22 protein-coding genes and 1 riboswitch are annotated in these 23,357 nt (G+C 65.4%); of the genes, 15 read left to right on the top strand and 7 right to left on the bottom strand.

Going from position 1 to position 23,357, the window contains the following annotated elements; genetic code table 11:
* Window positions 1-6: 6 nt before the first annotated feature.
* Complete coding sequence (locus ATO11_RS06245) at window positions 7-507, bottom strand: type III secretion system chaperone family protein (RefSeq protein ID WP_050529954.1); 501 nt, start codon at window positions 505-507, stop codon at window positions 7-9.
* Window positions 508-748: 241 nt separating this feature from the next.
* A riboswitch (FMN riboswitch) is annotated at window positions 749-902 on the top strand.
* A gap of 83 nt (window positions 903-985) precedes the next feature.
* On the opposite strand from ATO11_RS06245, the gene ATO11_RS06240 reads away from it, so the two are divergent.
* Window positions 986-1,420, top strand: a complete 435-nt coding sequence (locus ATO11_RS06240) for a 6,7-dimethyl-8-ribityllumazine synthase (protein ID WP_050529953.1) — start codon at window positions 986-988, stop codon at window positions 1,418-1,420.
* 39 nt (window positions 1,421-1,459) lie between these two features.
* On the opposite strand, the gene ATO11_RS06235 is transcribed toward ATO11_RS06240, so the two are convergent.
* Window positions 1,460-1,699: an accessory factor UbiK family protein gene (locus ATO11_RS06235; protein ID WP_050529952.1), complete on the bottom strand. Its 240-nt coding sequence runs from the start codon at window positions 1,697-1,699 to the stop codon at window positions 1,460-1,462.
* 93 nt (window positions 1,700-1,792) lie between these two features.
* On the opposite strand from ATO11_RS06235, the gene lgt reads away from it, so the two are divergent.
* The 5 genes from lgt (at window position 1,793) to ATO11_RS06215 (ending at window position 5,996) form a co-directional block, all read left to right on the top strand.
* Window positions 1,793-2,689, top strand: coding sequence for a prolipoprotein diacylglyceryl transferase (gene lgt / locus ATO11_RS06230; RefSeq protein ID WP_050530066.1), 897 nt, complete (start codon window positions 1,793-1,795; stop codon window positions 2,687-2,689).
* Window positions 2,686-3,732 carry a class I SAM-dependent methyltransferase gene (locus ATO11_RS06225; RefSeq protein ID WP_050529951.1) on the top strand — a complete coding sequence of 349 codons (1,047 nt, stop codon included), beginning with the start codon at window positions 2,686-2,688 and terminating at the stop codon, window positions 3,730-3,732. The genes lgt and ATO11_RS06225 overlap by 4 nt, the downstream gene beginning before the upstream one ends.
* Entirely contained in the window at window positions 3,722-4,477 is a 756-nt protein-coding gene (gene pgeF, locus ATO11_RS06220) for a peptidoglycan editing factor PgeF (protein ID WP_050529950.1), read from the top strand. Before ATO11_RS06225 ends, pgeF begins: the two co-directional genes overlap by 11 nt.
* A 271-nt stretch (window positions 4,478-4,748) precedes the next feature.
* Window positions 4,749-4,886 (top strand): hypothetical protein, encoded by a 138-nt coding sequence (locus ATO11_RS22095; protein ID WP_165586937.1) that lies wholly within the window; start codon window positions 4,749-4,751, stop codon window positions 4,884-4,886.
* Between the two features lie 447 nt (window positions 4,887-5,333).
* A complete protein-coding gene (locus ATO11_RS06215; protein WP_050529949.1) occupies window positions 5,334-5,996 on the top strand; it encodes a Hint domain-containing protein in 663 nt (220 codons plus the stop codon).
* 7 nt (window positions 5,997-6,003) lie between these two features.
* On the opposite strand, the gene ATO11_RS06210 is transcribed toward ATO11_RS06215, so the two are convergent.
* The gene (locus tag ATO11_RS06210) at window positions 6,004-6,504 is read right to left on the bottom strand and encodes an Lrp/AsnC family transcriptional regulator (protein ID WP_050529948.1); all 501 of its coding nucleotides are present in this window, start codon (window positions 6,502-6,504) and stop codon (window positions 6,004-6,006) included.
* Window positions 6,505-6,689: 185 nt separating this feature from the next.
* On the opposite strand from ATO11_RS06210, the gene trxB reads away from it, so the two are divergent.
* Together trxB and ATO11_RS06200 are read left to right on the top strand one after the other, a co-directional pair.
* Window positions 6,690-7,685, top strand: a complete 996-nt coding sequence (gene trxB, locus ATO11_RS06205) for a thioredoxin-disulfide reductase (RefSeq protein ID WP_050529947.1) — start codon at window positions 6,690-6,692, stop codon at window positions 7,683-7,685.
* Window positions 7,686-7,752: 67 nt separating this feature from the next.
* Complete coding sequence (locus tag ATO11_RS06200) at window positions 7,753-9,258, top strand: YifB family Mg chelatase-like AAA ATPase (protein ID WP_050529946.1); 1,506 nt, start codon at window positions 7,753-7,755, stop codon at window positions 9,256-9,258.
* Window positions 9,259-9,261: 3 nt separating this feature from the next.
* Here ATO11_RS06200 and gshB read toward each other — a convergent pair whose 3' ends face one another.
* From gshB to rsmI, 3 genes are read right to left on the bottom strand one after another with little or no spacing between them, the layout of a single operon-like run.
* On the bottom strand, window positions 9,262-10,203 hold the full coding sequence (gene gshB / locus ATO11_RS06195) for a glutathione synthase (RefSeq protein WP_050529945.1): 942 nt from the start codon (window positions 10,201-10,203) through the stop codon (window positions 9,262-9,264).
* Window positions 10,204-10,263: 60 nt separating this feature from the next.
* Window positions 10,264-10,665, bottom strand: coding sequence for a YraN family protein (locus ATO11_RS06190; protein WP_242601366.1), 402 nt, complete (start codon window positions 10,663-10,665; stop codon window positions 10,264-10,266).
* 12 nt (window positions 10,666-10,677) lie between these two features.
* Window positions 10,678-11,535: a 16S rRNA (cytidine(1402)-2'-O)-methyltransferase gene (rsmI, locus tag ATO11_RS06185; RefSeq protein WP_050529944.1), complete on the bottom strand. Its 858-nt coding sequence runs from the start codon at window positions 11,533-11,535 to the stop codon at window positions 10,678-10,680.
* Between the two features lie 84 nt (window positions 11,536-11,619).
* Here rsmI and ATO11_RS06180 point away from each other — a divergent pair, with 84 nt between their 5' ends.
* The 3 genes from ATO11_RS06180 to ATO11_RS06170 all read left to right on the top strand — a co-directional run bounded on the left by ATO11_RS06180 (window position 11,620) and on the right by ATO11_RS06170 (window position 17,513).
* Window positions 11,620-12,783 (top strand): penicillin-binding protein activator, encoded by a 1,164-nt coding sequence (locus tag ATO11_RS06180; RefSeq protein WP_050529943.1) that lies wholly within the window; start codon window positions 11,620-11,622, stop codon window positions 12,781-12,783.
* Complete coding sequence (locus ATO11_RS06175; RefSeq protein WP_242601365.1) at window positions 12,770-15,559, top strand: [protein-PII] uridylyltransferase; 2,790 nt, start codon at window positions 12,770-12,772, stop codon at window positions 15,557-15,559. The genes ATO11_RS06180 and ATO11_RS06175 overlap by 14 nt, the downstream gene beginning before the upstream one ends.
* A 118-nt stretch (window positions 15,560-15,677) precedes the next feature.
* Window positions 15,678-17,513, top strand: coding sequence for a SulP family inorganic anion transporter (locus ATO11_RS06170; protein WP_423212701.1), 1,836 nt, complete (start codon window positions 15,678-15,680; stop codon window positions 17,511-17,513).
* Window positions 17,514-17,559: 46 nt separating this feature from the next.
* Here ATO11_RS06170 and kynU read toward each other — a convergent pair whose 3' ends face one another.
* A complete protein-coding gene (gene kynU, locus ATO11_RS06165; protein ID WP_050529941.1) occupies window positions 17,560-18,747 on the bottom strand; it encodes a kynureninase in 1,188 nt (395 codons plus the stop codon).
* Between the two features lie 235 nt (window positions 18,748-18,982).
* Between kynU and ATO11_RS06160 the strand changes: the two genes are divergently transcribed.
* The 4 genes from ATO11_RS06160 (at window position 18,983) to ATO11_RS06145 (ending at window position 23,355) form a co-directional block, all read left to right on the top strand.
* Complete coding sequence (locus ATO11_RS06160; RefSeq protein WP_050529940.1) at window positions 18,983-20,014, top strand: LacI family DNA-binding transcriptional regulator; 1,032 nt, start codon at window positions 18,983-18,985, stop codon at window positions 20,012-20,014.
* A gap of 104 nt (window positions 20,015-20,118) precedes the next feature.
* Complete coding sequence (locus tag ATO11_RS06155) at window positions 20,119-21,411, top strand: ABC transporter substrate-binding protein (RefSeq protein ID WP_207382943.1); 1,293 nt, start codon at window positions 20,119-20,121, stop codon at window positions 21,409-21,411.
* A gap of 155 nt (window positions 21,412-21,566) precedes the next feature.
* On the top strand, window positions 21,567-22,505 hold the full coding sequence (locus ATO11_RS06150; RefSeq protein ID WP_050529938.1) for a carbohydrate ABC transporter permease: 939 nt from the start codon (window positions 21,567-21,569) through the stop codon (window positions 22,503-22,505).
* Window positions 22,506-22,518: 13 nt separating this feature from the next.
* A complete protein-coding gene (locus ATO11_RS06145) occupies window positions 22,519-23,355 on the top strand; it encodes a carbohydrate ABC transporter permease (protein WP_050529937.1) in 837 nt (278 codons plus the stop codon).
* Window positions 23,356-23,357 lie beyond the last annotated feature (2 nt).

Genomic DNA, 23,357 nt, shown 5'->3' with positions numbered 1-23,357 from the left:
CAGGTGTCAGGCGCGGCCGTAGGCTTCGGCGATCGCGACCTGGATCGCGTCTTTCGGGGCGCGTTCGGCCCATGTGACAAGCTGGATCGCCGGGTAATACCGTTCGGCCGACATCACCGCGGCACCGATCATGGTGTCGATCTGGTCCGCCGACGGCGTCTGCCCGTCACCCACGACAAGGCCGTAGCGGTAGACCATCAGCTTCTGTTCGTCCCACCACGTGAACGCCCCGCACCAGCACTGGTCGTTGATGAGGTTCAGGACCTCGAACAGCTCGCCGTGGCGGTGCTCGGGCGGTTCCATTTCGAAGGTGCAAACCATGCGCAGCGTCTGGTCATAGGCCGACCATGCAAGCGTGATCGAGTAGGTGCGCCACTGGCCCTCGACCGCCATCGCGATCTGGTCGTCGGCGATACGGTCGAAATCCCAGTCGTGGTGCGCGGCCAGCGTCTCCACGATGTCGATGGGATGAATGTCGTCCTCTAGGTACTGCTCGGAAAGCGCCATGCTGCCACCCTCGTTGTTATCGGAGCCTGGGCTTTGGCAGCGCCCGGGCGCCTGGTGCCTGCTTGCCGGGGAGTTGGTTTGCCTGTTCCCCTTGGCTTCATGGTGCACAGGTCGGATTGCGGCTGTAAAGCTATTTCTTGGGGACAACCTCTATAAGCTGTGGATATCCAACAGACGATCACAAGACTTGGGCCATCGCCGAGGTTTCGCTTGATTTGAAAGCCGCTTGCCGTCACCCTGCGCGCGTTCTCAGGGCGGGGCGGAATTCCCCACCGGCGGTATGCGGCATGATCCGCGAGCCCGCGAGCGGCCCGAGCCACACAAGGCTTCGGGTGTCAGCAGATCAGGTGAAATGCCTGAGCCGACGGTCATAGTCCGGATGGAAGAGAACGTGCATCCGATCCCGCCGGACTTTCCGGCGGCGAGGGATGCATGGGATCGCCTTGGGTGACGTGTCTGACCCAAAGGAGGATTCCCGATGACACACACCCGCTTTGCCTTCATCAAGGCCAACTGGCACGCCGACGTGGTGGACGAGGCCCTGCGCGGCTTCACCGAACTCATACCGCCTGCGCAGGTGGATGTGTTCGACGTACCGGGTGCGTTCGAAATGCCGCTACTTGCCCGCGACCTCGCCGCGACCGGGCGTTATGGCGCCGTTGCTGCGGCGGCGCTGGTCGTGGATGGCGGCATCTACCGGCACGACTTCGTTGCGCAAGCCGTCGTCAACGGATTGATGCAGGCTGGGATGGAGACGGGCGTGCCCGTTCTGTCGGTCGCCCTGACACCCCACCACTACCAGGAGACGGCGGCGCATACCGGCTTTTTCCGGGCCCATTTCGTCGAAAAGGGGCGCGAGGCCGCGCAGGCCGCGCTTCGGATCACGACAACCCGTGCCGCGCTGGCGGCTTGACCGGAACCTGTTCCGCGGGACATCAGCCCGCGGCGCGGATCACTTGCCTTCCAGCGCCTCGATCCGGGCCTTCAGGGCCTCGTTTTCCTCGCGGGCCTTCTGCGCCATGGCGCGCACGGCGTCGAATTCCTCACGCGTGACGAAATCGCGATCCGCCAGCCAGCGGTCGATCATCGAGTTCATGGCCGTTTCGGCCTCGGCCTTGGCACCCTGCGCCACGCCCATGGCGTTGGTCATCAGTTGCGAGATATCGTCAAAGACCTTGCTGCGCGTCTGCATCTGTCGCTCCGGTTCTGCGTTTGGGCATATATGGGCCGCAAAGCGCGGGTTCACAAGGTTGACCCCGCACGGAAGCAGGGGCAAGACAGCAGCATGCAGGCCGCTATCCCTTTCCCGCCCATCGCCCCGGAAATCTTCTCCATCTCGGTTTTCGGGATCGAATTCGCTCTGCGTTGGTACGCCCTCGCCTACATCGTGGGGATCATCATCGGCTGGCGGCTTGCCGCGATGGCGGTCAAGACGCCCCGGCTCTGGCCCGGCGGGCGCGCGCCCATGACGCCCACGCAGGTCGAGGACCTACTGACCTACATCATCCTTGGCGTGATCCTTGGCGGTCGCCTTGGCTTCGTGCTGTTCTATCGCCCGTTCTACTACCTGCAGAACCCGGTCGAGATCCTGATGCTGTGGGAGGGCGGGATGTCCTTTCACGGGGGATTCCTCGGCGTCGGCGTGGCGATCTGGCTTTATTGCCGGGCGCAGAAGGTGCCGCTGGCCCCGGCCTGCGACCTGATCGCGATGGCCACGCCGCCGGGGCTGTTGCTGGGACGGCTGGCAAATTTCATCAATGCCGAATTGTGGGGCCGCCCCACGGACCTGCCCTGGGGCGTGATCTTTCCGGGCCAGCTGGCACAGGCCTGCGGCCAGGTCGCGGGAGCTTGCGCGCGCCACCCGTCGCAACTCTACGAGGCGGCGCTCGAAGGGTTGATCCTCGGCGCGGTCCTTCTCTGGCTTGCATGGCGGCGGCGCGCGTTCTTTCGCCCATGGCTCGCCACCGGCGTCTTCTTTGTCGGCTATGGCGCGGCACGGTTCCTTGTCGAGTTCGTGCGGCAACCCGACATCCAGTTCGTGTCGGACGGCAACCCGCTTGGACTGGCGCTGCATGTCGGGGGGTACGGGCTGACACAGGGACAGGTCCTGTCACTGCCCATGATCCTTGTCGGCGCGCTCCTCGTTCGTGCCGCCCTCCGGCGCCCTGCCCAGACCGCATGACCCTCCGCGACCGGCTGATCGCGCGGATCGAGGCCGATGGCCCCATGACCATTGCCGCCTACATGACGGCCTGCCTGACCGACCCCGAAGAGGGGTATTACACGACCCGCGACCCGCTGGGCCGGGATTTCATCACCGCGCCGGAGATCAGCCAGATGTTCGGCGAATTGCTGGGGCTTGCGCTGGCGCAGGCATGGATCGATCAGGGCCGCCCATCCCGCCTCCTTCTGGCAGAGCTTGGTCCGGGGCGCGGGACATTGATGGCCGACATGCGCCGGGCGATGGCGCAGGTTCCCGGCCTGTCGGACGCCGCCGAGGTTCACCTTGTCGAGCTGTCCCCGACCCTGCGCGCCGAACAGGCCGCGCGCGTGCCCGACGCAACGTGGCACGACACGATCGACACGCTTCCAGCCGACGCGCCGCTCTACCTCGTGGCCAACGAGTTTTTCGACGCGCTGCCGATCCGCCAGTTCCAGCGCGATCCGAACGGCTGGCGGGAGGTGCAGGTCGGGCCGGACCTGCGTCCGGGTCTCGCCCCGGCAATCCCCGTGGCCGCGCTCGACCACCGGCTGGCGGATACGCGGCCGGGCGATCTCGTCGAATGGAACGCACCGGCGGTGGCGGTCGCGGGCGCGGTCGCGGCCCGGATCGCGGCGCAAGGCGGCGCGGCGCTGATCGTGGATTACGGGGACTGGCGATCGGTCGGGAATACCTTTCAGGCGATGTCACAGGGCGCGCCGGTCGATCCGTTCGACGCGCCGGGCGCGGCCGACCTGACCGCACATGTCGATTTCGAACCGCTGGCCGATGCTGCCAAAAAGGCAGGTCTCTGGCATTCGCGCCTGACGCCGCAGGGCCTTTTCCTCGAACGGCTGGGCATCACCGCGCGGGCCGAGGCGCTGGCCACACGGCTGACCGGACAGGCGCGCGCCGCGCACGTGGCCGCACACAGACGGTTGACGCATCCCGATGAAATGGGGACGCTGTTCAAGGTGCTGGGCATCGCCCCGCACCCGCTGCCCGGATTCGCCGATGACCCTTGAGATCCTGACGTCCGACGCGCTCGGTTCCGTGCGCCACGGGTTCTTCACCCGGCGCGGCGGCGCGTCCTCGGGCATCTATACCGGGCTGAATTGCGGTTTCGGGTCCGACGACCAGACAGAGGCGGTGCGCACCAACCGCACCCGCGCCGCCGAGGCGCTGGAGGTCGCACCGGACGCGCTTGTCTCGGTCCACCAGTACCACTCGGCCGAGGTGCTGACCGTATCCGAACCACGCAGCGACCGGCCCAAGGCGGACGCGATGGTCACCGCCACGCCGGGCATCGCGCTGGGCATACTGACCGCCGATTGCCAGCCGGTCCTGTTCGCCGATGGCGAGACCGGGGTCGTCGGCGCGGCCCATGCGGGATGGAAAGGTGCCGTGGGCGGCGTGCTGGATGCCACGGTCGCGGCGATGGAGGCCCTTGGCGCCCGGCGCGACCGGATCACGGCGGTCATCGGCCCCTCGATCAGCCAGGCGAATTACGAGGTCGGGCCGGAATTCCTTGACCGGTTCCTCGACGAGGATCCCGAAAACGGGCGCTACTTCGCAGGTGGCGAGGGCGACCGGGTGATGTTCGACCTGCCGGGATACGGGCTTGGCCGCCTGCGCGCGCTGGGGATTGGCCATGCCGAATGGACCCGGCATTGCACCTATGCCGATCCGGATCGATTCTTCTCCTACCGCCGCGCGACCCACCGCAACGAGGCCGATTACGGGCGCCTGATCTCGGCCATCCGGCTCTGATCCCGGCAGGAATGTGGCAGGACCTGCGCGTATTCCGCCCCAATCGGACGCGGAATCGCCCGCCACGGGCGAAAACGCTACCTGATTTCAAGTTTAATTCAACATTATCAATAATTTGAACATTGGGGCCGCGCTGCCCCATTCCAATCACGGGCCTGCCCAGAAAGTTTCAACAAATTTCGTTTGCGCCCTTCGGACGCCGCAAACCGGGGCCATCCTGTCTTCAATCGAATATCACGCCCGGATGCCGGGCACCGACGGAGACGGACACATGAAACTGAGCACCCGCTTCATCAAATCGGCCATCGCAACCGCGGCTGAAACGAAGACGCAAATGCCGTGGGAACGTGGCGCACGCCGCGCAGCCTTCATCGCGGACCGCAAGGCGCCCAAGCTGAAAACGGCTTGATCGCCCTTCACATCCGAAAGTTCTGAAAGCCGCCCTCGCCGGGGCGGCTTTTGCATGCGTGGCGTCTGCCGCCGCACCTTTCCACCCGTTCCCGACACGACTGACCCTGTTTCAGGGCGGTGTCCGAATCGGAATGTGGCGAACTCGTTTCACGATATTCAACAATTCCGCCGCGCGCCGATCTTTGGCGCGCAACCCGCGTCGAATGTCCCCCGATCTTTGACTTATGACCCCGCTTTCAGGCAATTTGTGACCATGGAAAGGCAAAGAAGGGACCCGTCCTTCTGTCGTTGTCGGTGGGGGCCGGCGCGGATGTGACACCCGAGAATGGGTATTCGCATGGCTAACCTCGACTTCGGCACCCGTGGTGCCCTTTTACCAGTCTCCCCGGCCACCGACGGCCGGATTGCTCGGCAAGACGGGCGACCTCAGCGCACGCCGCCTCTCATGCGCAAGTACGAGGTCGCCTCTTTGCTCCCCGACCTCTCGATCCGACGCACGCATCACGTCGCGCCCGCCACCTCGCTGTTCACCGCGACGTCGTCGGCCTTCGCACATGGCGCGCTGATCAACACTGTTGCCGGCCCCGTGCCCGTCGAAGACCTGCTGCCCGGCGATTACCTTGACGTGCAGGATGCCGATCCGGCCGCGATCCTCTGGATCGGGTCGACGCTTCTGGCGCCCAACATGCCCGAAGTGGATGGCGCGCTGTCACGCCTGGTACGGATCATGCCCGACACGTTCGGTCTTGCCCGGCCCATGCACAACCTTCTCCTCGGTCCCGGCGCGCGGGTTCTCCAGCCGCAGCAGGGCGGAGGCGGTTCGGTGCTGGTGGACATCCGGGGCCGCGTCGACGGCACCAGCGTGATCGAGGTCACCCCGCCTTCTCCGGTGCGCCTCTATCATATCGCCACGCGCCGCCACGCGATCATCGAAGCGGACGGCATCGCTGTCGAAACCTACCACCCCGGTCGGAACACAACCGACAGGCTGGGTTTCAACACGCGCTCGCTGTACCTGTCGATGTTCCCGCATATCCGCGAATTGTCGGATTTCGGCCCGCTGATCTATCCGCGCACCGACGCGGAAGACGATCTGGACGCGGCCTGACGGACGGTCAGGCCGTCCGGCTCAGCCGTTCTTCCAGCACGTCGAACGGCACGCCGGGGTCGTCTTTCGCACCACGGATCACCAGCGACGTCTTGACCGACCCGACATTGTCCGCCGTCAGCAATTCCGAGGTCAGGAAAGTCTGGAAGGTCGACAGGTCGGGTGCCACGCATTTCAGGATGAAATCCACCTCGCCGTTCAGCATGTGACACTCGCGCACAAGTGGCCAGGCGCGGCAGCGGTCCTCGAACGCGGTCAGATCGGCCTCGGCCTGCCGCTGCAGCCCCACCATCGCGAAGACCTGCACCTCGAATCCAAGTTCGCGCGGGTCCACGTCGGCATGGTAGCCCCGGATATACCCCTGCTCTTCCAGCGTGCGCACGCGACGCAGGCAGGGCGGCGCGCTGATGCCCACGCGTTTGGCCAGTTCGACGTTGGTCATGCGGCCGTCGGCCTGCAATTCCGACAATATCTTGCGGTCGATCGGATCGAGCCGGTGCTGGGGCATAATTCACCCTATCTGAGTTGGCGACAGCCGAGAGTTACAGGACAGCATTCAAACGCGCAATAATGTTTCGCAACTGCGCAACAATCTTGTCGAATGCTCGCATGGGTCACGCCTGCGCGATCCGCACTTTCCCCCGCCCGCGGGCTTTCGTATATCCCTAAAGCCAAGGCCAGGAGGGACGCGACATGGGCGAGACGAAGACCACCAAGGTGCTGATCGTGGGCTCCGGTCCCGCCGGGTATACTGCGGGCGTCTATGCCAGCCGCGCCATGCTGGAACCCGTTCTGGTGCAGGGAATCGAACCCGGCGGCCAGCTGACCACCACGACCGAGGTCGAAAACTGGCCCGGCGATACCGAGGTGCAGGGTCCCGACCTGATGCGGCGGATGGAAGCCCACGCCAAGGCGATGGGATGCGAGATCATCGGCGACATCATCACCTCCATCGATTTCTCCAAGCGCCCCTTCGTCTGCCAGTCCGACAGCGGCACCGTTTATGTCGCGGACGCGATCATCCTCGCCACCGGGGCGCGCGCCAAGTGGCTGGGGCTGGAAAGCGAGGAGAAGTTCAAGGGCTTCGGCGTGTCCGCCTGTGCCACCTGTGACGGGTTCTTCTATCGCGGGCAGGAGATCGTCGTGGTCGGCGGCGGCAACACCGCAGTGGAAGAGGCGCTGTTCCTGACCAACTTCGCCTCGAAGGTCACGCTGGTCCACCGCCGGGACGAGTTGCGCGCCGAAGCAATCCTGCAGGACCGTCTGTTCAAGAACCCCAAGATCGAACCGATGTGGTTCCACGAGGTGGTCGAAGTCTATGGCACCGACGCGCCCTTGGGCGTCGAGGGCGTGAAGGTGAAGCACACCAAGACGGGCGAGATCACCGACATTCCCTGCAAGGGCTTTTTCGTCGCCATCGGTCACGCGCCGGCCAACGAACTGGTGAAGGACGTACTGGAAACGCATATGGGCGGCTACGTCGTGACCAAGCCCGATTCGACCGAAACGTCGATCCCCGGTGTCTTCGCGGCGGGCGATTTGACCGACCACAAGTACCGCCAAGCCGTCACCAGCGCCGGGATGGGCTGCATGGCCGCGCTCGAAGCGGAACGGTTCCTCGCCGAACACGGCGAGGCAGAGCGCGAGCAGGTGACCGAACCGCTCGGCTACGGTGCCGAGACCGCCTGATCCGGAGTTAAGACTTCTTAAAGACTTGCACCGTTAACCTTGTCTTCAGTGGTACAGGGGGCCGGTCATGGTTGCGCATGCCTACACGGTTGCGTTCGAAGGGGTCGAGGCGCGCGGGGTCGAGGTGCAATGCGCCGTCACGCCGGGCCTGCCGGCCTTTTCCATCGTCGGCCTGCCCGACAAGGCGGTGAGCGAGGCGCGGGACCGGGTCCGCGCGGCGCTGAGTGCCCTGTCGATCGCGCTTCCGTCGAAACGGATCACGATCAACCTGTCACCGGCCGATCTGCCCAAGGAAGGATCGCATTTCGACCTGCCCATCGCGCTGGGTCTCCTTGCGGCGCTCGACATCATCCCGACCGACGCGGTCGAAGGCATCGTGGCGCTTGGTGAGTTGTCCCTCGACGGGGCGCTTGTGCCGGTGATCGGCGCCCTGCCCGCCGCCATGGCTGCCGCCGAGAATGACCGCGCGCTGTTATGCCCCCGCGCCTCCGGGGCGGAGGCCGCATGGGTCGGCGCGGCGCAGGTCATCGGCGCGGAAAACCTCGCCGACGTGATCCGCCACTTCACCGGCCAGTCACCGCTTGCCCCATCCGAACCAGGCGATGTCACACCTGCCCCCGGCGGCCCCGACCTGCGCGATGTGCGCGGGCAGGAACGCGCCAAGCGGGCGCTGGAAATCGCCGCCGCTGGGCGGCACCACCTGCTGCTCGTCGGCCCGCCCGGTTCGGGAAAGTCGATGCTGGCCGCCCGCCTTCCCGGCATCCTGCCCGACCTGTCCCCGGCCGAGGCGCTGGAGACGTCGATGGTGCATTCCCTGTCGGGTCTGCTGACCGATGGCGGGATTTCGCGCGCGCGTCCGTTCCGCGAACCGCATCACACCGCATCGATGGCGGCCATCGTCGGCGGTGGGCGCGGGGCCAAGCCCGGAGAGATCTCGCTCGCCCATAACGGGGTGCTCTTCTTCGACGAATTGCCGGAATTCTCGCGCATGGTGCTGGAGACGCTGCGCCAGCCGATCGAGAACGGCACCGTCATGGTCGCCCGCGCCAATGCCCATGTCAGCTATCCCTGCCGCTTCATGCTGGTGGCGGCGGCCAATCCCTGCAAATGCGGGCACCTGACCGATCCCGGCCGCGCCTGCAACCGCGCGCCGATCTGCGGAGAGGATTACCTTGGCCGGGTGTCCGGCCCGCTGATGGACCGGTTCGACCTGCGCGTGGACGTGCCGCCGGTGCAGTTCACCGATCTCGACCTGCCGCCACCGCGCGAGGGGTCGGAGGATGTCCGCGCCCGCGTCGTCGCGGCCCGCGCGCGCCAGACCACGCGCTTCGCGGACGTGCCCGGTGCGCGCAGCAATGCCGACATGCAGGGCGAGGTGCTGGACCGGCACGCGAAACCGGATGTGGACGGCAAGGACCTGTTGTTGCGGGCTGCCGAACGGTTCGGCCTGACCGCGCGCGGCTATCACCGGGTGCTGCGCGTCGCGCGCACGATCGCCGACCTGGCCGAGGCAGACAAGGTGACCCGCACCCATATCGCCGAGGCGCTTGCCTTCAGGGTCGGCGCGTCCTGAGCGTCAGCCCGCGGCCCGCGCCTCGACCGCCTGCCAGATCTTCTCCGCCACGTTGATCCCGTCGAACCGTTCAAGCTCCTGGATGCCGGTGGGGGAGGTCACGTTGATCTCGGTCAAATAATGGCCGATCACGTCGATCCCGACGAAAACCTGCCCCATCTCCTTCAAACGCGGCCCGATCGTGGCGCAGATTTCCCTGTCGCGTTCGGTCAGGTCCACCTTCTCGGGTCGTCCGCCGACATGCATGTTGGACCGCGTCTCGCCCTTCGCGGGCACGCGGTTGATCGCGCCGACGGGCTCACCGTCGACAAGGATCACGCGCTTGTCGCCCTTGGACACGTCGGGCAGGAATTTCTGGATGATGAGAGGCTCGCGGCTGGTCGCGGTGAACAGCTCGTATAGCGATGCGAGGTTGCGGTCGTCCGCGCCAAGCCTGAACACGCCCGCACCGCCATTGCCGTACAACGGCTTCACGATGACGTCGCCATGCGCCTCCTTGAACGCGCGCAGCACGTCGAGGTCGCGGGTGATCGTGGTCGCCGGCATGAGCTGCGGGAAGTCGAGGATGAACAGCTTCTCGGGCGCATTGCGCACCCAGAACGGCGCATTGACCACCAGCGCCTCGCCTTCGAGCCGGTCGAGGAGATGGGTCGTCGTGATGTAATGCATATCGAACGGCGGATCCTGGCGCAGCCAGACCACATCCATGTCACGGCCGAGGTCGACCGTCCTGACATCGCCCATCTGCGCGTGATCGCCCTGTACGCGCTGCACCTTCAGGTCGCGTCCGCGCGCGGTGATGCGGCCTTCCTCGTAGGCAAGTGCATTGGGTTCATAGACAAACAGCTCGTGCCCGCGCACCTGCGCCTCTTCGGCCAGTCGAAAGGTACTGTCGGCGGAGATATCCACCGTCTCGATCGGGTCCATCTGAAACGCGACGCGCATGTCACCTCCGGTCAGCAAGTTCCGACCTACATGGGACATCCTTGGAACGGGTGCAACGGATCAGGCGCAGCCGAACGCATTCTCCACGATGGCGACCCCGCCATATTCGTCGACCAGCGCCACGTCGAACCGCGCCTCGGACAGCGAACCGTCGGGCAGCGTGTCGAGGTATTCACCGGCTGCAGCGGCGATCCGCGCCATCTGGCGCGGCCGCAGATGTGTCGCGGCGCTGCCAAGGTCACGACCGCGCTTGACCTCGACGAAGACGGTCGCTGGGCCGTCCCGCACGATCAGGTCGATCTCGCCGCCCTGACCCGTCCAGCGGTGTTCGGCCACACCGCACCCGCGCCGTTCATAGACGCGCGTGACCGCCGCCTCGGCATGCCGCCCTGCATGATACGCGTTGGCGCCGCGCAATTGCCGCGCCGTTCGACTGCCGTCCAGATGTCGCATCCAGCTCATCGCCGCTCTCCGTCACTCCGCATCATCACGCAGGGCAAGGGCCCGTTGATAGACGTCGCGGCGTTTCAGCCCGTGCATCCCGGCGACCCGCGCCACGGCTTCTTTTAGCGTCATGGAGCCTAACAATTCCCTAATGTCGTCATCCACGTCACCCGGTTCCGGCGCGGTGTCGGGTGCCGGCTCGATGAGGAGGACGATCTCGCCACGGGGTGGATCGTCCGCAACCGATCGGGCGAGGTCCGCGAGCGACCCGAGCCGCGTTTCCTCGAACTTCTTGGTCAGTTCCCGGCACAGCGCGGCCTGACGATCCGGCCCTAGCACCGTCACCGCGTCATCCAGCGTTGCCGCGATGCGGTGGGGCGATTCGTAGATGACGAGCGTGGCGTGGATCGCGGACAGATCGGTCAGAACGGCGCGGCGGGCGCCGGATTTCGCGGGCAGGAACCCCTGGAACAGGAAGCGGTCGGTCGGCAGGCCTGCGACCGTCAGGGCGGCCAGCGCGGCGGACGCGCCCGGCACGGCGGTCACCGAGTACCCTTCTTCCCGCGCCGACCGCACGAGGCCGAAACCGGGATCGGCAACGAGCGGCGTGCCGGCATCGGAGGCGTAGGCCACCGACCGGCCCTCGGCCAGCGCCTTCATCAGGCCCGGTCGCGCGGATTGCGCGTTGTGATCGTGGTAGGCGACGATCTTGCGACCGTTCAGTGCGATGCCGTGGATTTCCATCAACCGGCGCAGCGTGCGGGTGTCCTCCGCGGCAAGCACATCCGCCCCGGCAAGCGTATCCATCGCGCGCAGGGTGATGTCGCGCGCATTCCCGATTGGCGTCGAGATCAGATACAATCCCGGCTGAAGATCGCCTTTGTCCATTTTCGCTACTGGACCCTTCCCGCATCTCGACTATGATCGCGCCCGCACCGAAAAGAGCTGCCCGGGCGAAGGAGTGAGAGTAGCATGGTCACGTTTTTCAGCAAAAGCCGCAATGCGTTGCGGTGCGGTTTTGCCGGGCTTGCGCTTCTGGCCCTGTCGGCCTGCGACGCCTCCCTTGTCTCGAACCCGCTGCCCGGCACGGGCGGGCAAAAGATCGACCCCGGCGCACGTGTTCCTGTCGCGCTGCTGCTGCCGAAAAGCGACGCCGCGGGCGGCCCGGTCGCGCGCAGCATGGAAAACGCCGTGCGCCTCGCCATCGCGGACCTTGGCGACAAGGCCAATATCGACCTGCGCGTCTATGACACCGCGGGCAAGCCCGCCACGGCAGCCGCACAGGCACAGGCCGCCGTCGACGGCGGCGCCAAGATCATCATCGGCCCGCTTTTCGCGGAAGCCGCCAACGCGGCAGGCAATGCCGTGGCCGACGAAAACGTGGTTGTCCTGTCGCTCAGCAACAACGCCTCGATCGCGGGCGGCAACGTCTTCGTGCTGAGCACGACATTTGGCAACACCGCCAACCGCCTGCTGTCCTACGCCGCGCGGCAGGGCAAGAAATCGGCCGTGATCGTTCACCAGAACAACGTGAGCGGCACCACCGGCCGCGACGCCTTTGCCAAGGCCGCCACGCGCAACGGCGTGACCATCACTCGGACGGTGGCCTACGAGTTCAACCCCGCCGCGGCCACGGCCGCAGGCACGCAAGCCGCCGCCGCGATGACGGAAACCGGCGCCGACACGCTGCTGATCACGGCCGAGGCCGCGGGATCGCTCGGCTTCCTTGCCGGAACGCTGCCGCCGGGCGGCGGGCAGTATGTCGGCCTGACGAACTGGAACATCAGCCAGGTGTTGACGCTTCCCAGCCTGCAGGGCGGCTGGTTCACGGTGCCCGATCCGGGCCGGTCCGCGGGCTTCCGGTCGCGGTACCAGGCGGCTTACGGGTCTTCGCCGCACAATCTTGCCGCCGGTGCCTATGACGGCATGGCCGCGATCGGCACGCTGATTGCCGCCGGCAAGAGCAATGCGCTGACCACCGCGGGACTGACCCGCCGGCAGGGCTTTGAAGGAGCCGCCGGCATCTTCCGCCTGCTGCCCGATGGCACGACCGAACGCGGCCTCGCCATCGCGCGGGTGACCAACAACGCTCTCGTCGTCATCGACCCGGCTCCGCGCAGCTTTGGCGGCTCCTGACACCGCCCAGGACCTGAAAGTCGACGCCCCGGACAGCCTCGTCTGTTCGGGGCTTGACCTTTTTGACGCTGACGCCGCGTTTGCCGCGATCCGCGACGCCGCACAACAGGCCTCGGACAGCGACACGCGCACCGCGACCGTCGCGCGGCTGAACGCCGACCGTAAGGCCGCGCGCGACCGCATCGCTGCCGAACTGGCCGCGCGCCCGTTCGCCGCCGAAGCCGCCGTGCGGTCCTACGCGTGGCTGACCGACGGCCTTGTGCGCGTCGCATGGCGCGTCGCGACCGAACTGATCCACCCCCTGCCCCTGCCCTCGGACAACGAACGCCTGTCGGTGATCGCCGTCGGCGGCTATGGCCGGGGCGAAATGGCGCCCTATTCCGACGTCGACCTGCTGTTCCTGACACCGTGGAAGATCACCGCCCGCGCGGAAAGCGTGATCGAGACGATGCTCTACATCCTGTGGGACCTGCGCCTGAAGGTCGGCCATTCCAGCCGCACCGTGCGGGACTGCCTGCGGCTCGGCACCGAGGATTTCACGATCCGGACGGCGATGCTGGAATGCCGCCACATCACCGGCGACGCGGCCCTGTCGAAGGAGCTGACAGAACGCCTTTGGTCCGAGCTGTTCAGCGGCACCGAGCGCGAATTCGTCGCCGCCAAGCTGGCCGAACGCGCCACGCGGCTGCAACGCCATGGCGGCCAGCGCTACCTCGTCGAGCCGAACCTCAAGGAAGGCAAGGGTGGGCTGCGCGACCTGCAATCGCTCTTCTGGATCACCAAGTACGTGCACAAGACCGACGACACGCGGAACCTCGTGCAGCTTGGCGTGTTCCGACCCGACGAATACGCAACCTTCGAACGCGCGCACAGCTTTCTCTGGGCCACCCGCTGCCACTTGCACCTCGTCGCGGGCCGCGCGACCGAGCAACTGACCTTCGACATGCAGGTCGAGGTGGCGGACCGCATGGGATACCTTGATACCGGCGGGCGCCGCGCGGTGGAGCATTTCATGCAGGACTATTTCCTGCACGCCACCCGCGTCGGCGAGTTGACCCGCATCGTGCTGACCGCGCTGGAAGCGGACCAGACCAAGGACGCCCCGCTGCTCACCCGGCTGTTCCAGAAACGCCCGCCGCGCCTGCGCGCAGGATACGAAGTCGTCAACAACCGACTGGCCCTGACCGATCCAGACGCCTTTCTGCAGGACAAGGTCAACCTTCTGCGCCTGTTCGAGGAAGCGATGCGCACCGGGCTCTTGATCCACCCCGATGCGATGCGCCTCGTTGCGGCCAACCTGCACCTGATCGATGACGAGGTGCGCAATTCCAAGGACGCGCAGAAACTGTTCCTGAACCTGCTTCTGAAATACGGCAACCCCGAGCGCGCGCTGCGGCGGATGAACGAGCTGGGTGTGCTCGCCGCCTTCATCCCCGAATTCGAACCCATCGTCGCGATGATGCAGTTCAACATGTACCACCACTACACGGTGGACGAACACACCATTCAGACGATCCGCACCCTCGCCCAGATCGAGCACGAGGAACTGGTCGAGGAGCTGCCGGTCGCCTCGTCGATCCTCGCCGAAGGCGTCGACCGCAAGGTGCTTTATGTCGCGCTCCTGTGCCACGACATCGGCAAGGGCCGGGACCAGGATCACGCGGTGCTAGGCGCGCAGATCGCCCGCACCGTCGCGCCCCGGCTGGGCCTGAACAAGGCGCAATGCGAAACCGTCGAATGGCTGGTGCGCTACCACCTGCTGATGTCGGACATGGCGCAGAAGCGCGACATCGCCGATCCCCGCACCGTGCGCGATTTCGCCAAGGCGGTGCAGACGGTCAAACGGCTCGACCTGTTATGCGTGCTGACGGTCTGCGACATCCGCGGTGTCGGGCCGAACACGTGGAACAACTGGAAAGCAACGCTCATCCGGGCGCTGTATCGCCAGACCCGGCGCGCGCTCGAAGAAGGGATGGAGGCGCTGACCCGCGAAAACCGCGGCGCCGACGCCAAGCGCGACCTGCGCGAGGCGTTGCAGGACTGGCCGGGCAAGGACCTGCGGACCGAGATCGCGCGCCATTACGACCCCTATTGGCAGGGCCTGCATGTCACCGCGCACGTGGCTTTCGCCAAGCTGCTGCATGACCTTGGCGATGACGAGATCAGGATCGACATCCATCCGGACGACGACCGCGACGCGACGCGCGCCTGCTTCGCCATGGCCGACCACCCCGGCATCTTCGCCCGGCTTGCCGGCGCGCTGGCGCTGGTGGGCGCGAACGTCGTCGACGCGCGCAGCTTCACCACCAAGGACGGATACGTCACCGCCGCCTTCTGGCTGCAGGATATCGAGGGCAAACCCTACGAAGCGTCCCGCCTGCCGCGCCTGCGCAGTATGATCCAGAAGACGCTGGCGGGTGAAGTCGTGGCGCGCGAGGCGATCAAGTCACGCGACGTGATGAAAAAGCGCGAAAAGGCGTTCTCGGTCCCGACCTCGATCACCTTCGACAATGAAGGATCCGACATCTACACGCTGATCGAGGTCGACACCCGCGACCGCCCCGGCCTGCTGTACGACCTCGCCCGTACCATGACCGACATGAACATCAACATCTTCTCGGCGGTGGTCGCTACCTATGGCGAGCAGGTGGTCGACACGTTCTACGTCAAGGACATGTTCGGGCTGAAATTCTACTCCGAAAGCAAGCAACGCGCCGTGGAGCGCCGCCTGCGGGAAGCGATCCTGCAAGGAGCGGAACGCGCGAAGAACTCCTGAGAACAGGATCGACGCGCCGCATTGGCGCGGTTTGCATCGGCACGAGGATATTCCTGGCAACGGAGTCGAGACCGGGGGTTTCCATCCCGGTTCCCGAGGCGTAAGGCAGCGCTCAGCTATGCTCCGATTCCCGGTCATTCCGGGACCCACGATTGGTCGAGACATGCGCCCCTCTGATTTCTTTCCGCCCCTGAACTGGGCTCACAAGATCACAGCATCGAACGTGCGTTCGGACGCATTCGCGGGTTTCACGAATGCGGCTATCGTGCTGCCCCAGGCAATCGCCTTCGCGACCATTGCCGGGCTGCCGCCGCAATACGGGCTTTACACCGCGATCGTGACCGCCGTCGTCGCGGCCCTTTGGGGATCGTCGATGGTGATGGTGTCGGGGCCGACCACGGCCATCTCGGCCGTCCTGTTCGCAACGCTCGCGGACATGGCCGTTCCAGGCACGGCGCATTACATCCAGCTGGCGCTGATCCTGACCATCCTTGTCGGCCTGTTCCAGCTGGCGGCGGGCCTGGTCCGGCTGGGCGGTCTGGTTTCCTTCGTGTCGCACTCGGTCATTACCGCCTTCACGGCCGCCGCCGCCGTGCTGATCGCCGTCAGCCAGCTGGCCGGCGCACTGGGCGTGCATGTCGAACCGGGCGGCAACGTCATCGAACGGCTTTTGCGGCTGGGCGAACACTTCATCGAGGTCAATCCCTACGCCGTCGCCATTTCCGCCACCACCTTCGTCACGCTGATCACCCTTGCCCGGTTCGCACCGCGCCTGCCGGGGTTCCTGATCGCGCTGGTTGTGGGGGCCGGGCTTGCACAGCTGATCGGGGCGGCGGATCACGACGTTGCCATGGTGTCGAGCTTCCCTGCCGCCCTCCCCCGGTTCGATCCGCCCGAAGCGAGCCTCGCCCACGTGATCAACCTTGCACCGGGCGCGTTGGCGATCGCGCTGATCGGGCTGCTGGAGGCGATCTCGATCGGTCGCTCCTTCGCGGTGCGTCGCAAGGAGCCGTTCGACGCCAACCAGGAGATGATCGGTCAGGGCCTGTCGAACGTCGCGGGCGGTCTGACGCAATGCTACGCGGGTTCGGGCTCTTTCACCCGGTCGGGCGTGAACGCCGCCGCCGGGGCCGTCACCCCGCTGTCCGGCATCTTCGCCAGCGCGTTCCTCGCCGTGATCCTGGTCTTCGTGTCGCCCTATGTCAGCTATATCCCGATCCCGGCCATGGCAGGGCTGATCCTGTACGTCGCATGGCGCCTCATCGATATCGAGGAGTTGCGCCACATCATCGAGACATCGCGCCCCGAGACGCTGATCCTCGCCCTGACGCTCGCCGCCGGGCTGCTGATCGAGCTGGACTTCGCCATCTATGTCGGCGTGATCGCCTCGCTGTGCGTCTTCGTCTACGAAACCGCCTATCCCGAGGTTGCCGTGACCGTCCCGGTCCAGACCGTCGGCGGTAACCGCAAGTTCGCCGACGTCACGACAACGGACCAGGTCGAATGCCCGCAGGTCGTCGTGATCCGCGTCACCGGTGCGCTGTATTTCGGATCGGTCGACAACGTCTCGCGCGCGATCAAGTCCGCGATGGCCGCCCGCCCGCGACAGGTCAACGTGGTGCTGTACCTCAAGAGCGTACGGAAGCTGGACCTCGCGGCGGGGGACATGCTGATCGAACTCATCCGGTCGGTGCGTGCCGCCGGGGGCGAGATCCACCTCGTGGCCGGCACCCACGAACTGCACCGGTCGCTGGAGCGGTTCCACGTCATCGACGAACTCGGCCCCGGCCACATCCACGATTCCAAGACCGAGGCGGTCGTGGCCACCATGACGCATCACTTCAAGCGCCGCATCTGCCAGGGCTGCATCCGCGAGGTGTTCCGGGAATGCGATGCCTTGCGCGACGGGCTGATGCCGACAGGCGGCGCCACGGCGGACAAGAAGGCCGGCTGAAGACGCACCAGCCGCGTTCCGTCCAGGTCTGTCTTTTAAAACGCCCTCAGGTCACCCGCGACCGCACCTGGAATTGCGGCTCGCGCCAGACGCCGCTGTTGACCACGTCCGTCACGATCCGCGCGGCCTCGATCACGTCCGCCTCGTCAAGGTAAAGCGGCGTGAAGCCGAAGCGCATGATGTCGGGCGCGCGGAAATCGCCGATCACGCCCCGTGCGATCACGGCCTGCATCGCCGCGTAGCCGTCCGGATACGCGAAGGACACCTGCGACCCGCGCTTGGAAGGGTCGCGCGGCGAGGCAAGCGCAAGGTCGGGACAGCGCGCTTCGACCTCGGCAATGAACCGCTCGGACAGGGCCATTGACGCCGCGCGGACCTCCTCCATCGTCACGCCGTCCCAGACGTCGAGCGCATGGTCGAGCATGGCCATCTGCACGACCGGCGGCGTGCCCACGCGCATCCGTTCGGTGGACAGCGCCGGGCGGTAGGCCGGCTCCATCGCGAAAGGCGCCTCGTGCCCAAGCCAGCCGGACAGGGCCGGTTCCAGGTCGCCGATCAGGTCCGGCCGGACATAGATGAAGGCGGGCGCTCCCGGACCGCCATTGAGGTACTTGTAGGTGCAGCCGACCGCGAATTCGCACGCCGACGCGTCCAGCGCGACGGGTACCGCGCCCGCGCTGTGGGCAAGGTCCCAGATCATAACGGCGCCCGCATCATGCGCGGCCTGCGTGATCGCCTGCATGTCATGCAGCCGCCCGGTGCGGTAATCGACATGGGTCAGCATCACGACCCCCACCTCTTCGGTGATCGCCTCCGCCAAGTCTTCGGGCGCGGGCGTGCGCAGCGACCAGCCGTCATCGACAAGGCCGATAAGACCCTGCGCCATGTAAAGATCGGACGGGAAATTGCCGGAATCCGACAGGATCACCCGCCGGTCGGGCCGCATCTTGATCGCTGCCGCCAGCGCCTGGAACACCTTGATCGACAGCGTGTCGCCCATGGCGACCGTGCCGGGTGCCGCGCCGATCAGGGGCGCGATCCGGTCACCCACCCGCTGTGGCGCCTCCATCCAGCCCGCGTTGTTCCACGCGCGGATCAGTTCGGTGCCCCACTCGTCGTGCAGGACCCGCTGCACCACGTCGCCGATCCCCCGCGGGACCGGACCCAACGAATTGCCGTCGAGATAGATCACGCCCTCGGGGAGATCGAACAGGTCCTTGCGGGGAAGTGTCATGGCGTCTGGCGCTCCGCTTTGGGCTGGTGCTGCAGGCTTGCCGCAAGTTGCGCGCCCCGGCAAGCCCGCCCCCTGTCACGTGATCGGAACAGGCTGTCATGTCACCTTGACGTCCACGCCGGGACGCTCCTAAAGTTTGCATGGAATTTCCGCGCGCCAAAGTTTAACTTGCCACTCGGTAAAGTTTTGCGCCCTTGGTGCAAACCGGCAGAAAAGGCACGTGACGAAGTCGAGAATGAGTGACGGCAAGATCAGGAACATGGAGGATTTCGCGGCGCTGAGCGGTATCTCGCGCCCGACCATCTCCAAGTATTTCAACGATCCGCAAAGCGTGCGCCAGTCCACTCGCGCGAAGATCGAGGAAGCGATAGAGCGGTACGATTACCGCCCCAACATCTTCGCGATGAACCAGAACCGGAAGCTGACCAAGAATGTCGGCATCGTCGTGCCCTACCTCGCCGACCCGTTCTTTGCCGAAATCGCCCGCAACATCGAACAGCGCTGCATCGACAGCGGCTATCGGCCCACGCTGTTCTCGTCACATGGCGATCCGGAACTGGAGGTCGAAATCCTCGACACCCTGCGGTCTCTGAAACCGGCGGGGGTGCTAATTGCCCCTCTCGGTCGCGCCAGCCGCAAGGGCGCGCTGGAACGGTTCTGCAAGGACGTGCCTACGGTGCTGTTCGACAGCAACCTCGAAGGGATCGGCGCGGCATTCGTGGGATCGGACAATTTCAGCTTCGTCTCGCAAACCGTCGAATACATGACGCGCACCGGCGCCCCGCCCGCCTTCTTCGAGATGCGCACACCCGCCAACCCGAACGCGAACAAGCGGCGCTCGGCCTATATCGAGATGATGTCGCGGCTGGGCTTCGACCCCAAGGTGATCCAGATCGACGGCGAGGGCTGGGCGTTCGAGGAAATCGGGCGGCGCGGCGCGCACAAGGTTCTCGAAGACGGCAGCCTGCCGACGGATGCGATTCTGTGCAGCAATGACCGGCTGGCGATCGGATTCCTGTCGGCCTGTTACGAGCGTGGCCTGAAGGTCGGGCGCAACCCGGACTGCGTCTTGCGGGTCGCCTCGAACGACGATCACCCGTTTTCAAAGTTCACCTGCCCGGCACTGACAACCGCTGCGCATGACTATGAAAGGGTCGCCGAACACAGCGTCGACAGCCTGTTTTTGTTGATCGAAAACGGGGGCAGCCTGCCCACCCGCGAAGAGACGTTGTTCCCGGCACGACTGGTTCTGCGGGCATCGGCCTGACGGGGTTCCGGATATAAAAGTTATCGCGCGTAAATTTTTATTTGACTCCGCGACAAGCTGCCGCCTAGGGTTGCGCATCACATCCAGAGATTAGGGAGGATCGGATGTATTTGAGGAATGCACTTTGTGCAGCAAGCACGCTCGCGGTCATGGCGGGCACTGCCTACGCCGACGGCCACGCGAAAGAGCTCACGATCGCGATCGTGAACAACGGCCACATGATCAACATGCAGAAGGTCGCCGAAGCCTACACCGAGGAAACCGGCGTCAAGCTGAACTGGGTCGCGCTGGAAGAAGGCGTCCTGCGCGAGCAGGTCACGTCCGACACCGCAACCGGTGGTGGCCAGTACGACATCATCAACATCGGCATGCAGGAAGCACCCATCTGGGGCGCGGCCGGCTGGATCGAGCCGCTGGAATTCGGCGCCGATTATGACGTCGAAGACATCCTGCCCGCGATGCGCGCCGGCCTGTCGCATGACGGCACGCTCTATGCCGCACCGTTCTACGGTGAATCGTCGATGGTGATGTACCGCAAGGACCTCGCCGATGCGGCGGGCGTCTCGATCACGGACAACGCAAGCTGGTGGAACGTGAAAGAGGCCGCGGCGGCCATGCACGACCCCGACAACGGCGTCTACGGTGCCTGCCTGCGCGGCAAGCCGGGCTGGGGCGACAACGCTGCGTTCATCACGACCGTGGCCAACTCGTTCGGCGCGCGCTGGTTCGACGAGAACATGATGCCGGACCTCGACTCGGTCGCGTGGAACGCGGCGGTCAGCTTCTATGTCGACCTGCTGAGCAACTACGGCCCTCCGGGTTCGGAAGGGAACTCGTTCAACGAGATCCTCGCGCTTTACAACGAAGACAAGTGCGGTCTCTGGATCGACGCGACCATCGCGGCCTCGTTCCTGGAAAACCCGAACGTCGCATACGCACAGTCGCCCAATGCCGGTAACCCGGTTGGCGCGAACTGGCTGTGGGCATGGGCAATGGCCATCCCGGCCGGTACGCCGAACGCCGAAGAAGCCAAGGCGTTCATCGAGTGGGCCACGTCGAAAGACTACGTGCAGGCCGTGGGCAACCACCCCGACTTCGGCTGGGGCTCGGTCCCGACCGGTCAGCGTGCATCGACCTACGAGATCCCCGAGTTCCAGGCCGTTGCCAAGTTCGCCGAAGCCGAACTGGCCGCGATCGACTCGGCGGCTCCGGAAGCCACTGACCTGAAGCCCTATGTCGGCGTCCAGTTCGTGGCGATCCCGGAATTCCCGCAGATCGGCGTGATCTTCGGCCAGGAAATGGCCGCTGCCCTGACGGGTGCGAAATCGGTCGAGGAAGCGCTGGCTGCATCGCAGGAAGCCGCTGACGCGATCATGAGGGAAGCCGGCTACTACTGAGTGGCCAACCTCCCGGAAGGTCCGACCGCGTGTCGGGCCTTCCACCCCCCGGACGCACCGTCGATTGCCCGACCCGGCGCACCGGTGCATGACAACCGACCCCTTTTCATCCGATAACTGCGATGACAATCGTCCTGCGCAGGAGCACTCGAGCCATGTCCGACAGAAAGTTGCCCCGCCTACTGCAAGCCCCCGCGGTGATCCTGCTTCTGATCTGGATGCTCGTGCCGCTGTCGATGACGCTCTACTTCTCGTTCATCCGCTACGTGCTGAACAACCTGCGCCGCCCGGAATGGACCAAGCCGCTGCCCAGCAACTGGCGCGGGTTCGGCAATTACGAATTCGTCTGGAACAACAAGGATTTCTGGTTGGCGATCCAGAACTCGCTGCTGATCGTCGGCAGCATCATCATCCTCACGGTGACGCTGGGTATCCTGATCGCCGTCCTGATCAACCGTGCCTTCCCCGGACGCGGGATCGTGCGGGTGCTGCTGATCTCGCCCTTCTTCGTGATGCCCGCGGTCAACGCGGTGTTGTGGATCAACATGATCCTCGATCCCGTCCTTGGCCTGCAGGGCCTTGCGGTGGACGGGATCAACCAGCTGATCGTGTCGCTGCAGACCGCGCCGGGCGTGGGATGGTTCTTCTCTCTCTGGCCGCAGCTTGAACCGATCTCGTTCCGCGCGACCCAGACCTCGGCATATGCCGTCATCATCATGGTGACGTGGCAATGGACGCCCTTCGCGGTCCTGATCTTCATGACCTCGCTGCAATCCGAGGACCAGCAGCAGAAAGAGGCGGCGATCCTTGACGGTGCGGGCGCGTGGTCGCAGTTCCGCTTCCTGACCCTGCCGCACCTCGGTCGACCCATCGCCATCGTGGTGATGATCCAGGCCATCTTCCACCTGTCGCTCTATGCCGAGATCGAGATCGTCAGCCGCGGCAACGGCAACAAGAACCTGCCCTACCTGATCGGCGAGTTCGCCAACAACAATATCGGCGCGGCCAGTGCCACCGGCATCTTCGCCGTCATTCTCGCCAATATCGTCGCGATCTTCCTGCTGCGGATGATCGGCAAGACGCTGATGGAATAGGGAGGCCCACACCATGGCAATCGTCGCACAACACTCCCGTTTCTCCTCCATCGCATGGCCCGTCGTGGCCTGGGTGGTCGGGCTGATCTTCTTCTTCCCGATCTTCTGGATGGTCCTGACCAGCTTCAAGACCGACGCGGACGCGGTGAAGCCCGAATACCTGTTCTTCTTCAGCCCGACGCTGGAGAACTACCTGAACATGACCGAGAACTACGATTACTGGCGCTTCGCCATCAACTCGGTCATCACCTCGGTCTTTGCCACCGTCTTCGCGCTGTTCGTGGGCATCCCCTGCGCCTATGCGATGGCGTTCAATCCCAGCCGCGCGACCAAGGACGTGCTGATGTGGATGCTGTCGACCAAGATGCTGCCCGCCGCCGCGGTGCTCTACCCGATGACGTTCCTGACCAAGAACTTCCTCGGCATCTTCGACACGCATTTCCTGATTATCCTCGTCCTGTGCCTGATCAACCTGCCGATCGTGATCTGGATGCTGTTCACCTACTTCAAGGAAATCCCGAAAGAGATCATCGAAGCGGGCAAGATGGACGGCGTCACCACCTGGGGCGAGATCCGCGAGATCCTGATCCCGCTGGCCTGGGGCGGCATCGCGTCGACCGCGCTGCTCACCTTCATCTTCTGCTGGAACGAGGCTTACTGGACCGTCCGGCTGACCACCACCGAAGCCGCGACCCTGTCAAAGCTGATCGAGGGCAACCGCGCGCCCGAGGGCCTGTTCTTCGGCCGCCTGTCGGCGGTGTCGACTGCGGCGGTCGGGCCCATCGTCGTGCTGGGCTGGTTCTGTCAAAAACAACTCGTCCAAGGCCTGACCTTCGGCGCCGTGAAATAGGA

This window comes from Pseudaestuariivita atlantica (genome assembly GCF_001205715.1).
In the GTDB taxonomy this organism is placed as follows: Bacteria; Pseudomonadota; Alphaproteobacteria; order Rhodobacterales; family Rhodobacteraceae; genus Pseudaestuariivita; species Pseudaestuariivita atlantica.
The sequence above is the reverse complement of the archived record's forward strand: the minus strand, read 5'-3'. Positions and strand labels throughout refer to the sequence as shown.